Below are 14,235 nucleotides of genomic sequence, written 5' to 3' on the forward strand. Positions count from 1 at the left end.
CCTCCCCCTCGTCGACCGGTGCCGGCAGGGCCCGCGGCGGCGTGGCCTCGGGAACCGCCGGCAAGGCGTCGACGGGAGCGCTGGCGGTAGCGCTTTCCGGGTTCTTCTCGGCATCGATCAGTTGCACCAGGCTGTCCACGCCGGCCTGGATTCCGCCATAGAAATTGCCCTGGCGGAACTGCGGCGTGATCCGCTCGCTGATGATCCGTCCGGCCTGGACGTCGGTGATGGCCCCTTCCAGGCCGTAGCCGACCTCGATGCGCAGGGTGCGGTCGTTCTTCGCCACCAGCAGCAGGACGCCGTCGTCGACCTTCTTCTGGCCCAGCTTCCATTTCTCGAAGGTACGCACCGCGTACTCCTCGATGGAATCGTCGCCGGTGGTCGGGACCAGCAGCACCGCGAGCTGCGCGCCGCTCTTGGCTTCCAGGGCGGCGAGCTGTTGCTCCAGGTGCTGGCGCTGGTCGCCGGAAAGGGTCGCGGTGAGGTCGGTGACCCGCGCCGTCAACGCGGGTATCGGTGGCACATCGGCCCAGGCGACCAGGCTGGCGAGCAGCAGCCCGGCGCCCAGTAGCAGCCGGCGCATGGCTTACTGCGCCGGTTGCGGGTTGCCGAAATCGACTTTCGGCGCGGTGGAGATGGCCGCTTCGTTTTCCACGCTGAAGTTCGCCTTGGGCTTGTAGCCGAACAGCTTGGCGGTGATCACGCCGGGGAACTGGCGCAGCAGCACGTTGTATTCCTGTACCGACTTGACGTAGCGGCCGCGAGCGACGGCGATGCGGTTCTCGGTGCCTTCCAGTTGGGTCAGCAGGTCCTTGAACAGGCCATCGGCCTTCAGTTGCGGGTAGTTCTCGGTGACTACCAGCAGGCGCGAAAGCGCCGAGCTCAGTTCGCCCTGGGCCTTCTGGAAGCGCTGCACGGCCTGCTCGTCGTCCAGTTGGTCGGCGTTCAGTTGCACGCTGCCGACCTTGGCCCGGGCCTCGGTGACCTGGGTCAGGACCGACGCCTCATGGGAGGCATAGCCCTTCACCGTGCTGACCAGGTTGGGTACCAGGTCGGCGCGCCGCTGGTACTGGTTGAGCACTTCCGACCAGGCGGCTTTCACCTGTTCGTCGCCGGCCTGCATGGCGTTGTAGCCGCAGCCGCTGAGCAGCAGGGCGAGGACGGGAAGGAGGGCATTTCTGAGGAATCGAGGCATGGTGGTACTCATCCGGGTTGAGAAAGCTCGATTGTAGACCAGCCAATGGCCAGCACGTTCCTTGTGCCGGCACGGATATCGGCGCTGTCAGGCGGTGCGGCGGCCGAACGCCAGCTTGGCCGCCAGGACCAGCAGGCAGAACACGAACAGCGCCAGCGACCAGACCGCCATGGACTGGCCGAGCAGGGTCCAGACCACTTCGCCGCACAGCCCCTCGGGCTGGAAGACCTGCGGCAGCCAGCTATCCAGCGGTATCCATTCGGGGAAGCCCATGAACATCTTGCAACTGCCCATGCCCTGGGCAGCCAGTTTCTCTTCCGCGACCAGCGACCAGGCGTGGTAGATCCCGCCCAGGCTGGCGGCGAGCATGCCCAGCGCGGCGATGCCGCCGGCGATCCGCGAACGCGGGGCGAGGCTGCCGACGATCCCGGCGAGCACCAGGCCGAGCACGTCCAGGCGGATGAAGATGCACAGCGAGCAGGGCGCGAAGCCGCGCACGTGCTGGAGGTAGAGGACGAAAGCGAGGATCAGCAGGCCGCCGATGGCGACCGCGGGCCAGAACAAGCGATTGTCGAGGGGCTTGAGGAGAGCGCTCAAGGCAGGGATTCCTGTGTCGTTGATAAGGGAGGCCGGGCCGGCACTGTGCGGCGCTGGCCGATGGTAGTCCATCAGGATTGTCCGAAGATTAAGCCGTTTGACGTAACGATGTCTGCTGCATGTTTCTCCGCTTTCGTAGGAGCTTTCAGGGAAAAACGCCGCAACGAGGCGAGCATTTGGAGTCTCCACCGGGATAGACTATCCTGGTCTATACCAATAAGGCCCGTCATGCTAGCCACCAGCCTGGTGCTATGCGCCGCCGTTCTCCACGCCACCTGGAACACCCTGGTCAAGTTCAGCAGCGACCGCTTGCTGGTGGTCGCCTGCATGGACGTGGTCGGCGTGCTCTGCGCCATCCTGCTGTTGCCCTTCGTCAGCCTGCCGCCGGCCGAAGTCTGGCCCTGGCTGCTCGGCGCCACCGTCCTGCAACTGCTCTACCGGGTACTGTTGATCGAGGCCTACAAGGTCGGCGACCTGGGTCTGGTCTATCCGCTGATGCGCGGGCTGTCGCCGCTGGTGGTGCTGGGCCTGACCCTGGCGTTCGGCGGCGAGCAGCTCAGCGGCCGGCAGATCCTCGGCATCCTGTTGATCCCCTTCGGCATGCTTTGCCTGCTCTGGGGCGGCGGCGGTTCGCGCCTGCCCTGGCGGACCCTGCCGGTGGTGCTGCTGATCGGCCTGTGCATCGGCGGCTACACCTGGAGCGACGGCAACGCCTTGAAGCGCTGGCCGTTGGCGCTTGACTACCTGGTCTGGCTGACGCTGCTCTCCGGCCTGCCGTTCCCGCTGATCGCCGTCGGCGCGCGAACCCGCGCCTTCGCCCGCTTCTGGGCGCTGGAGTGGAAGCTTGGCCTGACGGTCGGGGTCTGCGTGCTGGCCAGCTACGGCCTGGTGCTGTGGGCCATGCAGCTGGGGTCGATCGCCGAAGCGGCAGCGTTGCGCGAGACCAGCGTGCTGCTGGCGGTGCTGTTCGGCATGCGCTTCCTCAACGAGCCGTTCGGACTGCCACGCCTGCTGGCGTGCGGCCTGGTGCTGGCCGGAATGCTGCTGATGAAGCTCTGAAGGAGCTGTGCCTTTACAGAACGAGCGGCGCCAGCTTGAGTTGCAGTTCCACAACTACAAGGAACTGCCATGACCATCGCTTTCTGGTGCGTGCTGATCGCGATCTTCCTGCCTTACGTCTGTACCTCCATCGCCAAGTTCGGCGGGGAGGGCTACGGCGGTCGGGCCAACGCCGACCCGCGGGCGTTCCTCGGTTCGCTCGAAGGCTTTCGCCGGCGTGCCAACAACGCCCAGTTGAACGCTTTCGAAGTGACCCCGGCGTTCGCCGCGGCGGTGATCATCGCCCATCTGGTCGGCAACGCTTCGCAGGCGACCCTGGATAGCCTGGCCATTGCCTGGATCACCAGTCGCCTGCTCTACGTCATCTGCTACCTCGCCGACTGGGGGCCGTTGCGCTCGCTGGTCTGGTTCGTCGGCATGCTGCTCATCGCCGCGTTCTTCGTGGTTTCCGCCTGAGCAGCCCGCTGCGGCCTATGGCCGCAGTGCGGGCGCGCGGCTCTGGATCAATCGGCGGTGGCGGCGGATAATCCGCCGCTTCCGTGATCGACCCTGAAAAAAGAGCCTTGCCATGAAGCTGAAGTCCCTGCTCGTCGTGCTGCTGGCCGGCGTCGCCCTGAGCGGCTGTCACCGTATGGATCCCAATTCGCCCGAGGCCAAGCGCCAGGCGATCTTCAAGGAAATGCTACGGACCAGCGAGGACATGGGCGGGATGCTCCGCGGACGCCTGCCCTTCGACGCGGAGAAGTTCCGTGCCGGATCGGCGAAGTTGCACCAACTGGCCGACCAGCCCTGGCAGTACTTCCCCAGTCTCAAGGCCGGCGAGGAGGGCGAGGACACCCGCGCCAAGGACGAGGTCTGGCAGCGCCAGCAGGAGTTCAAGGCCGCCACCCAGGTCTTCATCGACGCGATGAACCGTCTTCAGGACAACACCCGCCAGGCCACGCCGACCCCGGATGGCGTGCGCAAGGACTTCGCCGCGGTGGAAGACGCCTGCGAAGCCTGCCACAAGAAATTCCGCGCGCTCTGAGGCCGGACCGGGCGTCATGCGTCGTGGCTGGAAGGCGCGAGGGGTAGGGCGAATGAGCGCTGGCGCTCATTCGCCGTTGCGGCAGCGCTGGGCGGCACCTGGTGTCCTATTGCGCCTGGGCCTGTTCCAGGCCTTTCTTGGCCTCTTCCAGTTCGGCGCGGGCCTCGGCCAGCTTGGCCTTGCGTTTCTCGATCTTCTCCGGATCGCCCTTGCCCATGGCCTTGCGCAAATCCTTCTCGCGTTCGCTGACCTCGCGCTCGCTGTCGATCACCTTCTGCTTGTTCTCCCTCAGCAGGCCGGCTTCGGTGCAGTGTTCCTTGACCTCGGAGAGGGCCTTTTCCAAGCCGGCCACCTGGCCTTCGTTGGCGAACGAGCGGGCCGTTTCCAGCTTCGCCTCGATGGCGGCCTGCTTGGCGGCGCAACCGCTGAGCGGGGCGCCTTTGGCGGCGCCCGGCTGGGCGGCGGAGAGCGGCAGGGCGACGGCGAGCAGCAGCCCGGCCAGCGGCAGTGAAGGACGAATGGACATCGGTTGGCTCCTTGATCGAACGGCCGGTGCGGTTGCCGGACGACGGCTCGGCCGAGCGTCCTGGCAGGCGGATGAGGCAGGCGGCAGCCGGCGTGACAAAGGCGCAAGTGTGCCAGCAAACGGCACGGTTGTGGTTGTCCGGGAGCAAAGTACGCCGCCCCGGGGTCTCTGGAGAAGGGCCATGGTTCGGGCATTCCGGCACAACCCGGCCTAACGTTGTCCGAAGACACCGAGAACGGGAGAACCGCGATGCGTACGCTGATCCGCCTGGTTCGCACGCTTATCCTGCTGCTGGTCCTGGCGCTGCTCGCCGGCGCCTGGTGGTGGTTGCAGGACGAGGCCCTGCGCCCCCCCGCGCTGGCCGGCCACAGCGAGGACTCGAGTCTGAAGGTCGCAGGCCTGCGCCGGCATTACCTGCTCTACGTGCCGCCGGGCGTGTCCGAGGGAGCGCCGTTGCTGGTGGTGCTGCACGGCTCACGGGGCGACGGCGCGCAGATGCGCCGCATCAGCGGCTACGGCTTCGACCGGCTGGCGGCGCAAGAAGGTTTCCTGGTGGCCTACCCGGACGGCTTCGAGGGCCACTGGAACGATTGCCGCAAGGCCGCCAGCTATTCGGCGCGGCTGCGTGACGTCGATGACGTGGCTTTCCTCCGCGCGCTGGTGGCGCGGCTGGCCCAGGAATACCGCGTCGATTCGCAGCGGGTATATGTCGCCGGCTACTCCAATGGCGGCCAGATGGCTTTCCGCCTGGCCGCCGAAGCACCGGGGTTGCCGGCGGCGATCGCAACGGTGGCGGCGAGCCTGCCGACCACGGAGAACGATGCCTGTCGGCCGGTCGAGTGGCCGACCGCGGCGTTGCTGATCAACGGCACGCGCGATCCGATCAATCCCTATCTCGGCGGCAAGGTCAGCCTGTTCGGCTTCGGCGACCGGGGCGCGGTACGCTCGACCCTGGACTCGGCACGCTGGTGGGCCGGCCTGAACGGCATCGCAGCGCCGCCGGACGTGGCGCCGCTGACCCGTCCCGGCCCGGTCTGGACCGAGCGCCAGCGCTGGCAGGAAGACGGCCATCCGCCGGTGGAGCTGCTCAGCGTGCATGGCGGCGGCCACGTGCTGGCGCAGCCGGACTATCGCTTCCCGCGGATTCTCGGCAAGAGCGACCCGGAACTGGACGCGCCAGTGGAGATCTGGCGCTTCTTCAGCCAGTTGCCGCGCTGAGGCTCAGACCTCGAAGACGAATTCCGGACGGAACCCGCCTTTCTCGTGGGGATAGCCGCCCGGATTGGCCAGCACCCGTGCCCGGCCGATGCGGTAGTCGAGGGCATCGTGGACGTGACCGTGCAGCCAGTAGTCGGCCTGCGCCACCAGTTCGTCGAGGTTGGTAGCGAAGGCTGGCGACAGTGGGTTGCCGACGAACTTCGGCGGGATCGACAGCGCACTGGGCGCGTGGTGGCTGACCACCAGCGTCGGGCCGTCGTGGGGCCGCGCCAACTGTTCGGCGAGCCAGTCGCGCGAGGCCCGGTGCAGGGCGATGCTCTGCTCGGGGGTGAAGTCGCCGCCGAACCAGTCGATGCAGCTGAAGTCCGGCATCGATTGCAGGGCCAGCTCATGGGCGGGCGCATAGCCGTCCGCGCCATAGAGCTGGAAGTCGGTCCACAGGGTGGCGCCGAGGAAGCGCGCCGGGCCGATCCGCGCTTCGTCGTTTTCCAGGAAGTGGATCTCCAGCGCCCGGGCGATATTGCGCATCGCCTGGGTCAGGTCGGTCATTTCCGAGGAGTAGAACTCATGGTTGCCGGCGACGTAGACGATCTCGCTGTCGGCGAAGGTCTCGCGGGCCCAGTGCAGGCCTTCCAGGTGGCTGTGGATATCGCCGGCCAGCACCACCACGTCGGCCTCGACCTCTGGCAGTTGGCGTCGCCCGTCGAAATGTTCGTGGTGGAGGTCGGACAGCAGGCGGATCTTCATGGCACGGCTCGGCGGTAGGCGCGGCGGACCAGCATAGCTCCGCCCACCCCGGGGTTGAAGGCCGACAACGATTGACGCAGGTCATGGCTGTGCGGGAAAACCTCGCTGGCCTCGCTAATTCCCCTATGAAGTTAAGGGACAATTAAGACTGGACGCGCAGGGTTCATTCCAGCGATTCGCGCGTTCTGTCGGGGAGTGGTGCCAATGAAACTGTTATGGGGAGTTCTCGCCGCCGCGCTGGCGGCCTGGGGCCTGACGCTGGCCGTCGATCCGCCGGCGAGCCTGGATATCTGGGTGGTGCGCAAGCAGGCGATCCTGCTTACCGGGGTAGCGTCCTTCGCCCTGATGTCGTTGATCATGCTGCTGGCGGTGCGTCCGGTCTGGCTGGAGAAGCCGCTGGACGGGCTCGACCGCATGTACCGCCTGCACAAGTGGGCGGGCATCCTGGCCATCGTCCTCGGCCTGTTGCACTACCTGCTGGAGTTGGCCGGCCCCTGGCTGGCGGGTATCGTCGGCAAACCGGTGAAAGGCCCGCGGGTGGAAACCTTCCTCGATGTCTTCCGTGGCTCGGCCAAGGAGTTGGGTGAATGGTCGGCGTGGATTCTCGGCGGGATGCTGCTGATCACTCTCTGGCAGCGCTTCCCGTATCACCTCTGGCGTTATGTGCACAAGGCGTTGGCCCTGGTCTACCTGGTACTGGCCTTCCATTCCGTGGTGCTCGCCCCGGCCAGCTACTGGAGCCAGCCGGCCGGTTGGCTGGTGGCGGCCTGCGCTCTGCTCGGTTCGGCCTGCGCACTGTTGTCTCTGAGCGGGCGGATCGGTCGCGCGCGCCGCCATGCGGGCGTGGTCACCGCCGTCGAGCGGCGCGGCGAAAGCCTGCTCGAGGTGACCTGCCGGCTGCAGGGCGACTGGTCGCACAGGGCCGGGCAGTTCGCCTTTCTCACCTGCGACCGCCTGGAGGGTGCCCATCCGTTCACCATCGCCAGCGCCGACCGCGGCTGCGGCGAGGTGCGCTTCAGCATCAAGGCGTTGGGCGACTACACCCGGCGCCTGCAGGACAACCTGGAGGTCGGCGCCAGGGTCGAGGTGGAGGGGCCATACGGCTGCTTCGACTTCCGCCGTGGCCTGGCCGGGCGGCAGGTCTGGGTCGCCGCCGGGATCGGCGTGACGCCGTTCATCGCCTGGCTGGAGTCGCTGCAGGCCGCGCCGGAAAGCGCGCCATCGGTGGAGCTGCACTATTGCGTGCGCAATTCCCAGGAAGCGCTGTTCGCCGGGCGCTTGCGCGAGCTTTGCGAACACCTGCCCAGCGTGACCCTGCACATCCGCTATAGCGACGAGCAGGGCAAGCCGCAGGCGGCGCAACTGGGCGTGCTGAAGAGCGCCGAAGGACGCTGGCCGAGCGTCTGGTTCTGCGGCCCGCAGGGGCTGGCCGACAGCCTGCGCCGCGATCTGCGCCGGCAGGGCATGCCGCTGCGGCTGTTCCACCAGGAAGCCTTCCGCATGCGCTGAGCCTGCCGGAAACGAAAAAGCCCCGCCAAAGCGGGGCTTTTTCATCGCGCGGTCGCTCAGAGGCCGGCGGCGTCGCGCAGGAGAGCGGCCTTGTCGGTCTTCTCCCAGGTGAACGCGGTGAAGGTATCGCCGTCCACGGTCAGCTCGAACGGATGACGGCCGAAGTGGCCGTAGGCCGCGGTCGGCTGGTACATCGGGTGGAGCAGGTCGAGCATCTTGGTGATCGCGTACGGGCGCAGGTCGAAGTGCTCGCGGACCAGTTGCACGATCTTCTCGTCGCTGACCTTGCCGGTGCCGAAGGTGTTGATCGAGATCGAGGTCGGCTGGGCCACGCCGATGGCGTAGGAAACCTGGATCTCGCAACGCTCGGCGAGGCCGGCGGCGACGATGTTCTTCGCCACGTAGCGGCCGGCGTAGGCGGCGGAGCGGTCGACCTTGGACGGGTCCTTGCCGGAGAACGCGCCGCCGCCGTGGCGGGCCATGCCGCCGTAGGAGTCGACGATGATCTTGCGTCCGGTCAGGCCGCAGTCGCCGACCGGGCCGCCGATCACGAAGTTGCCGGTCGGGTTGATGTGGAACTGGGTGTCCTTGTGCAGCAGCTCGGCCGGCAGCACCTGCTTGATGATCAGCTCCATCACGCCGTCGCGCAGGTCGTTATAGGAGACTTCCGGGTTGTGCTGGGTGGACAGCACCACCGCATCGATGCCGACCACCTTGCCGCCTTCGTAGCGGCAGGTCACCTGGGACTTGGCGTCCGGGCGCAGCCATGGCAGCAGGCCGGACTTGCGCGCCTCGGCCTGGCGCTCGACCAGGCGGTGGGAGAAGCAGATCGGCGCCGGCATCAGCACGTCGGTCTCGTTGCTGGCGTAGCCGAACATCAGGCCCTGGTCGCCGGCGCCCTGGTCTTCCGGCTTGGCCCGGTCGACGCCCTGGTTGATGTCCACCGACTGCTTGCCGATGATGTTCAGCACGCCGCAGGTGGCACCATCGAAGCCGACGTCGGAGCTGTCGTAGCCGATGTCGATGATGACCTTGCGCACCAGCTCTTCCAGGTCGACCCAGGCGGAGGTGGTGACTTCACCGGCGATGATCGCCACGCCGGTCTTGACCAGGGTTTCGCATGCCACGCGAGCGTACTTGTCCTTGGCGATGATGGCGTCCAGCACCGCGTCGGAGATCTGGTCCGCGATCTTGTCCGGATGGCCTTCGGACACGGACTCGGAGGTGAAAACGGAATATTCGCTCATCAATCGGTTCCTACATTACCGGTGGGTGAGGCGGCTTTCGGATGCATCCCTGGCGAAGTGCCGGACCTGGATCTGGAAGCCATTGCGTAAACCAATGTAAAGACTCTCGCCGGGCGTGAGCCCTGCGGCGTCGGCCCACTGGGCCAGGTCCTCCTGTTCGAAACCCAACCAGAGGTCGCCGCAGGCCTCCCTGGCCCAGCCCTGGTTGTGCCGGCACAAGTCCGTCACCAGCAGGCTGCCGCCCGGATGGACCAGGCGGGCCAACTGTTTCAGCGCCTCCGCCGGCGCGGCGAAGTGGTGCAGGACCATGTTCAGCACCACGCAATCGGCCGGTTCGGCGGCGTCCTGCAGGGCATCGGCCAATTCCAGGCGGACGTTGCCCAATCCTTCTTCCTTGCAGCGCTGGCGCGCCAGTTCCAGCATCGCCGCGCTGTTGTCCAGCGCCGTGACCTGGCGGAAACGCCTGGCGAGTTCCGGCAGGAATCCGCCGTCCCCCGGGCCGACCTCCAGCGCCGTGGCGCCGGGGGCGAAGGCCAGTGCGTCGAGCAAGGCCAACACGCTCTCACGGTATTGCGGCAGTCCTGCGATCAGGTCCTGCTGGGCCTGGAACTTGTCCGCCGCGCGGGCGAAGAAGTCCTGGCTGACCGCCGCGCGCTGGGCGTGCACGGCATCGATCCGCGCCCGCACGTCGTCGGGTAGCGCCCGTTCGTCCACTTCCTCCAGCAGCGCCGCGTGCAGCGCGCCGCCGGTGCGTTCGGCCAGGGGCAGCGAACGTCGGTAGAAGATCGCGTTGCCCTCGCGGCGCGTCGCCACCAGCCCGGCCTGGGCCAGCACCTTGAGGTGGTGGCTCATGCCCGACTGGCCGATGGCGAAGATCTGCGCCAGCTCCAGCACGCCGAACGAATCGTTGGCCAGGGCGCGCAACACATTCAGTCGCAGCGAGTCGCCAGCCGCCTTGCACAGCGCGGCGAGCGGGTCGTAGTCGTCTGGTCGTATCGAAGGCACGCGAAGGCTCATGGAGGCGCAGTCTAGTACCGGGTCCGAACCCCGGCAATGCCTGTATCAAAAATTTTTGATATTGATGACGGGTGGCCGTCGCGCAATTGCAATCCGGCTGCGCCAGGCTTCTGGCAAAACCGGTCGGCAGCGACATACTGTCCCCCTGCCGATCTGTCATTGCCCCTTGGGCCTTCGGTGGGCGAAAATGGCGCCCTTTTTTTCACTCCTGGTTTTCCGACCAGCAACCCCCGTAGGAGAATTGCGATGCCCAGCCGTCGTGAGCGAGCCAATGCCATCCGTGCACTGAGCATGGATGCCGTGCAGAAAGCCAACAGCGGCCACCCGGGCGCCCCGATGGGCATGGCCGATATCGCCGAGGTCCTCTGGCGCGACTACATGCAGCACAACCCGAGCAACCCGCAGTGGGCCAACCGCGACCGCTTCGTGCTGTCCAACGGCCACGGCTCGATGCTGATCTACTCCCTGCTGCACCTCACCGGGTACGACCTCGGCATCGAGGACCTGAAGAACTTCCGCCAGCTCAACTCGCGCACCCCGGGCCACCCGGAGTACGGCTACACCGCCGGCGTCGAGACCACCACCGGTCCGCTCGGCCAGGGCATCGCCAATGCGGTGGGCATGGCGCTGGCGGAGAAGGTCCTGGCCGCCCAGTTCAACCGCGACGGCCACGCGGTGGTCGACCACTACACCTACGCCTTCCTCGGCGACGGCTGCATGATGGAAGGCATTTCCCATGAGGTCGCCTCGCTGGCCGGCACCCTGCGCCTGAACAAGCTGATCGCCTTCTACGACGACAACGGCATTTCCATCGACGGCGAGGTCCACGGCTGGTTCACCGACGACACCCCGAAGCGCTTCGAGGCCTATGGCTGGCAAGTGATCCGCAACGTCGACGGGCATGACGCCGACGAGATCAAGACCGCCATCGATACCGCGCGCAAGAGCGACCAGCCGACCCTGATCTGCTGCAAGACCGTGATCGGTTTCGGCTCGCCGAACAAGCAGGGCAAGGAAGAGTGCCACGGCGCGCCGCTGGGCGCCGACGAGATCGCCGCGACCCGCGCCGCGCTGGGCTGGGAGCACGCTCCGTTCGAGATCCCGGCGCAGATCTACGCCGAGTGGGACGCCAAGGAATCCGGCGCCGCCCAGGAAGCCGAGTGGAACAAGCGTTTCGCCGCCTACCAGGCTGCCCATCCGGAACTGGCCGCCGAATTGCTGCGCCGCCTGAAGGGCGAGCTGCCGGCCGACTTCGCCGAGAAGGCCGCGGCCTACGTCGCCGATGTTGCCAACAAGGGTGAGACCATCGCCAGCCGCAAGGCCAGCCAGAACGCGCTGAACGCCTTCGGCCCGCTGCTGCCGGAGCTGCTCGGCGGTTCCGCCGACCTGGCCGGCTCCAACCTGACCTTGTGGAAGGGCTGCAAGGGCGTCAGCGCCGACGACGCCGCCGGCAACTACGTGTTCTACGGCGTGCGCGAATTCGGCATGAGCGCGATCATGAATGGCGTCGCCCTGCACGGCGGTTTCATTCCCTACGGTGCGACCTTCCTGATCTTCATGGAATACGCGCGCAACGCCGTGCGCATGTCCGCACTGATGAAGCAGCGCGTGCTCTACGTGTTCACCCACGACTCCATCGGCCTCGGCGAGGACGGCCCGACCCACCAGCCGATCGAACAACTGGCCAGCCTGCGCCTGACCCCGAACCTGGACACCTGGCGCCCGGCCGACGCGGTCGAGTCGGCGGTGGCCTGGAAGCATGCCATCGAGCGCGCCGACGGTCCGTCCGCGCTGATCTTCTCCCGCCAGAACCTGCCGCACCAGGCGCGCGACGTCGCCCAGGTGGCCGACATCGCCCGCGGCGGCTACGTGCTGAAGGACTGCGAAGGCGAGCCGGAACTGATCCTGATCGCCACCGGTTCGGAAGTCGGCCTGGCCGTGCAGGCCTACGACAAGCTCAGCGAGCAGGGCCGCAAGGTCCGCGTGGTATCGATGCCATCCACCAGCGTCTACGAGCAGCAGGACGAGTCCTACAAGCAGTCCGTGCTGCCGGTGGAAGTCGGCGCGCGCATCGCCATCGAGGCCGCCCATGCCGACTACTGGTACAAGTACGTCGGTCTCGACGGGCGCATCATCGGCATGACCAGCTTCGGCGAGTCGGCGCCGGCCCCGGCGCTGTTCGAGCACTTCGGCTTCACCCTGGACAACGTCCTGGCGGTGGCCGAGGAGCTGCTGGAAGACTGATGCACACGCTCTACTGGCGGGACCTCGAAAGCCCCGCCAATGGCGAATGGCTGGGCCTCGCGGTCCAGGTGGAGGGCGCCCATCGGGCGCCCTCTTTCCTTCATCTGCAATCCGGCGGCCAGGCCCGCATTCGCCTGATGCGTGGCGATCAGCCGCTGCTCTGGGCCACCCAGTTGCCGTACCACGATGGCATCTGGCTGGTGAAGAGCCTGGTCGCGGCGAGCCCGGCGCAGGCCAGCGTGCCGCCCATCGACTCGCCGACCCTGGAAGCGTTGCGCGGCCTGCGCGGCGAGGCCCGCTACAAGGCCTGGAGCCGCTATTTCGTCGAGACCCTGCGTACCAGCCCGGGCAGTTGCCTGGAGGCCGGGCGCTGGTTGCTGCGCCTGTCGCTCGCCGAGCAGGTGCCCGCCTGGCAGCCACCGCAGAGCCACGATCCGCGCGAACGGGTGCTGGAACGCTGGCGCTACCGCAGCGTCGGGCGCGACGCACTGTTGCCGGACTGGCGCTTCTACAGCCTGGAGAAGGTCCTCGACGACGACTGGGTGCAGTGGCTCGACTGGTGGGGGCGCGACAACGACGCCCTGATCGCCCTGCGCCGGGTCGAGGATGACGAGGGGCGGGTCAAGTGGTGGCGCAAGAAGGCCCGCGAAGGCGAGCTGCCGCCGGTGCTGGCGCTGCGCCTGAACTGCCTGGATGCCTGCGTGATCCTCGATGGCCACTGCCGGCTGCGCGCCGGCCTGCTGGAGAACGTCGCGCCGGAGATCCTGGTGCTCTGTGCCTACGACGAGCAGCCGATGCCGGTGGATACGGCGCAGCGCGAACGGGTGCTGCAATCGCTGGCGCAGCGGGTCGACGCGCCGGTGCGCCGTGGACGCCGGCCGCTGGATAGCGAACAGCTCAACCAGGTGCTGCTGCGCCTGTTCGACGACCGTCCCTGGCCGCGAGTGCTGACCCGTGCCCGCGCGGTGCTGAAGGAAGAACAGTGGTGCGCGGAAGTGCGCGACTGGCTGGCCGCCCGCGAGCGTCTGGACGCGCTGGAGCCGATCATCCGTCGCGTCGAGTAGCGCGCCAGCGCCGCAGCCATTCCAGGCCTGCCGAGGTGTCGCCGCGCGGACGGTACTCGCAGCCGATCCAGCCCTGGTAGCCGAGCCGGTCGAGTAGCTCGAACAGGTAGGGGTAGTTCACTTCGTTGTCGTCATCCGGCTCGTGGCGGTCGGGTACCCCGGCGATCTGGACGTGGCCGATATTGCCGATGTCGCGACGCAGGGTGGTGGCCAGGTCGCCCTCGACGATCTGGCAGTGGTAGCAGTCGAACTGTACCTGCAGGTTGTCCGCGCCGACCTCGCGGCAGATGGCCTGGGCGTCGTCCTGGCGGGTGAGGAAGAAGCCCGACATGTCGCGGTTGTTGATCGGCTCTATGAGCACCGTCAGCCCGGCGCCGGCGGCTTCGCGGGCGGCATGGGCGAGGTTGTCGAGGTAGGTCTCGCGGTGGCGGATGCGGTCGGCGCCGGCCGGCAGCAGTCCGGCCATGACATGGATGTGGCGGTTGCCGAGGACCTGGGCATAGTCGATGGCCTGGGCGATGGCGCGGCGGAATTCGGCCTCGCGCCCCGGCAGGCTGGCCAGGCCGCGCTCGCCCTTGTCCCAGTCGCCGGGTGCGGCATTGAACAGCACCTGGCGCAGGCCGTGGTCGTCCAGCCGGGCCTTCAGTTCGGCCGCAGGGTAGGCATAGGGGAACAGGTACTCCACGCCCTCGAAGCCGTCCGCGGCGGCGGCGGCGAAGCGTTCGAGGAAGTCGTGGCGGGGGTAGAGCATGCTGAGGTTGGCGGCGAAGCGGGGCATCTGGCGC

Annotated in this window: 14 protein-coding genes and 1 pseudogene; 7 read left to right on the plus strand and 8 right to left on the minus strand. The window is 67.4% G+C overall.

Annotation, left to right across the window (positions count from 1 at the left end; genetic code table 11):
• The 3 genes and pseudogenes from HMPREF2716_RS00895 to HMPREF2716_RS00905 form a co-directional block, all read right to left on the minus strand.
• Positions 1–583: pseudogene (locus HMPREF2716_RS00895) on the minus strand (YgcG family protein); the annotation flags it as partial.
• 3 nt (positions 584–586) lie between these two features.
• Entirely contained in the window at positions 587–1,195 is a 609-nt protein-coding gene (locus tag HMPREF2716_RS00900) for a LemA family protein (protein ID WP_003084923.1), read from the minus strand.
• Between the two features lie 87 nt (positions 1,196–1,282).
• A complete protein-coding gene (locus HMPREF2716_RS00905; RefSeq protein WP_003121803.1) occupies positions 1,283–1,792 on the minus strand; it encodes a disulfide bond formation protein B in 510 nt (169 codons plus the stop codon).
• A gap of 228 nt (positions 1,793–2,020) precedes the next feature.
• Between HMPREF2716_RS00905 and HMPREF2716_RS00910 the strand changes: the two genes are divergently transcribed.
• From HMPREF2716_RS00910 to HMPREF2716_RS00920, 3 genes are all read left to right on the plus strand, one after another.
• Positions 2,021–2,851: a DMT family transporter gene (locus HMPREF2716_RS00910; RefSeq protein WP_023518308.1), complete on the plus strand. Its 831-nt coding sequence runs from the start codon at positions 2,021–2,023 to the stop codon at positions 2,849–2,851.
• Between the two features lie 69 nt (positions 2,852–2,920).
• Entirely contained in the window at positions 2,921–3,307 is a 387-nt protein-coding gene (locus tag HMPREF2716_RS00915) for an MAPEG family protein (RefSeq protein ID WP_003101585.1), read from the plus strand.
• A 112-nt stretch (positions 3,308–3,419) separates the two neighbouring features.
• Entirely contained in the window at positions 3,420–3,878 is a 459-nt protein-coding gene (locus tag HMPREF2716_RS00920; RefSeq protein ID WP_070621776.1) for a c-type cytochrome, read from the plus strand.
• A 106-nt stretch (positions 3,879–3,984) separates the two neighbouring features.
• Here the strand turns inward: HMPREF2716_RS00920 and HMPREF2716_RS00925 are convergent, their stop codons facing one another.
• Positions 3,985–4,404 (minus strand): DUF1090 domain-containing protein, encoded by a 420-nt coding sequence (locus HMPREF2716_RS00925; protein WP_003101589.1) that lies wholly within the window; start codon positions 4,402–4,404, stop codon positions 3,985–3,987.
• Between the two features lie 249 nt (positions 4,405–4,653).
• Here HMPREF2716_RS00925 and HMPREF2716_RS00930 point away from each other — a divergent pair, with 249 nt between their 5' ends.
• The gene (locus HMPREF2716_RS00930; RefSeq protein WP_023518309.1) at positions 4,654–5,622 is read left to right on the plus strand and encodes a CE1 family esterase; all 969 of its coding nucleotides are present in this window, start codon (positions 4,654–4,656) and stop codon (positions 5,620–5,622) included.
• Between the two features lie 3 nt (positions 5,623–5,625).
• On the opposite strand, the gene HMPREF2716_RS00935 is transcribed toward HMPREF2716_RS00930, so the two are convergent.
• Positions 5,626–6,369 carry a metallophosphoesterase gene (locus HMPREF2716_RS00935; protein WP_023518310.1) on the minus strand — a complete coding sequence of 248 codons (744 nt, stop codon included), beginning with the start codon at positions 6,367–6,369 and terminating at the stop codon, positions 5,626–5,628.
• 204 nt (positions 6,370–6,573) lie between these two features.
• On the opposite strand from HMPREF2716_RS00935, the gene HMPREF2716_RS00940 reads away from it, so the two are divergent.
• Positions 6,574–7,878: a ferredoxin reductase family protein gene (locus HMPREF2716_RS00940; RefSeq protein ID WP_016252912.1), complete on the plus strand. Its 1,305-nt coding sequence runs from the start codon at positions 6,574–6,576 to the stop codon at positions 7,876–7,878.
• Between the two features lie 56 nt (positions 7,879–7,934).
• On the opposite strand, the gene metK is transcribed toward HMPREF2716_RS00940, so the two are convergent.
• On the minus strand, positions 7,935–9,125 hold the full coding sequence (gene metK / locus HMPREF2716_RS00945) for a methionine adenosyltransferase (RefSeq protein WP_003084948.1): 1,191 nt from the start codon (positions 9,123–9,125) through the stop codon (positions 7,935–7,937).
• A gap of 15 nt (positions 9,126–9,140) precedes the next feature.
• The gene (locus HMPREF2716_RS00950; protein ID WP_003113231.1) at positions 9,141–10,142 is read right to left on the minus strand and encodes an ArsR/SmtB family transcription factor; all 1,002 of its coding nucleotides are present in this window, start codon (positions 10,140–10,142) and stop codon (positions 9,141–9,143) included.
• Positions 10,143–10,388: 246 nt separating this feature from the next.
• Here HMPREF2716_RS00950 and tkt point away from each other — a divergent pair, with 246 nt between their 5' ends.
• Positions 10,389–12,386, plus strand: coding sequence for a transketolase (tkt, locus tag HMPREF2716_RS00955; RefSeq protein WP_023518311.1), 1,998 nt, complete (start codon positions 10,389–10,391; stop codon positions 12,384–12,386).
• The gene (locus HMPREF2716_RS00960; RefSeq protein ID WP_003101600.1) at positions 12,386–13,450 is read left to right on the plus strand and encodes a hypothetical protein; all 1,065 of its coding nucleotides are present in this window, start codon (positions 12,386–12,388) and stop codon (positions 13,448–13,450) included. The genes tkt and HMPREF2716_RS00960 overlap by 1 nt, the downstream gene beginning before the upstream one ends.
• On the opposite strand, the gene otnI is transcribed toward HMPREF2716_RS00960, so the two are convergent.
• Positions 13,431–14,228 carry a 2-oxo-tetronate isomerase gene (otnI, locus tag HMPREF2716_RS00965; protein WP_070621777.1) on the minus strand — a complete coding sequence of 266 codons (798 nt, stop codon included), beginning with the start codon at positions 14,226–14,228 and terminating at the stop codon, positions 13,431–13,433. The two genes, HMPREF2716_RS00960 and otnI, sit on opposite strands and share 20 nt — an antisense overlap.
• Between the last annotated feature and the right edge of the window lie 7 nt (positions 14,229–14,235).

The organism is Pseudomonas sp. HMSC076A11 (genome assembly GCF_001810205.1).
In the GTDB taxonomy this organism is placed as follows: domain Bacteria; phylum Pseudomonadota; class Gammaproteobacteria; order Pseudomonadales; family Pseudomonadaceae; genus Pseudomonas; species Pseudomonas aeruginosa.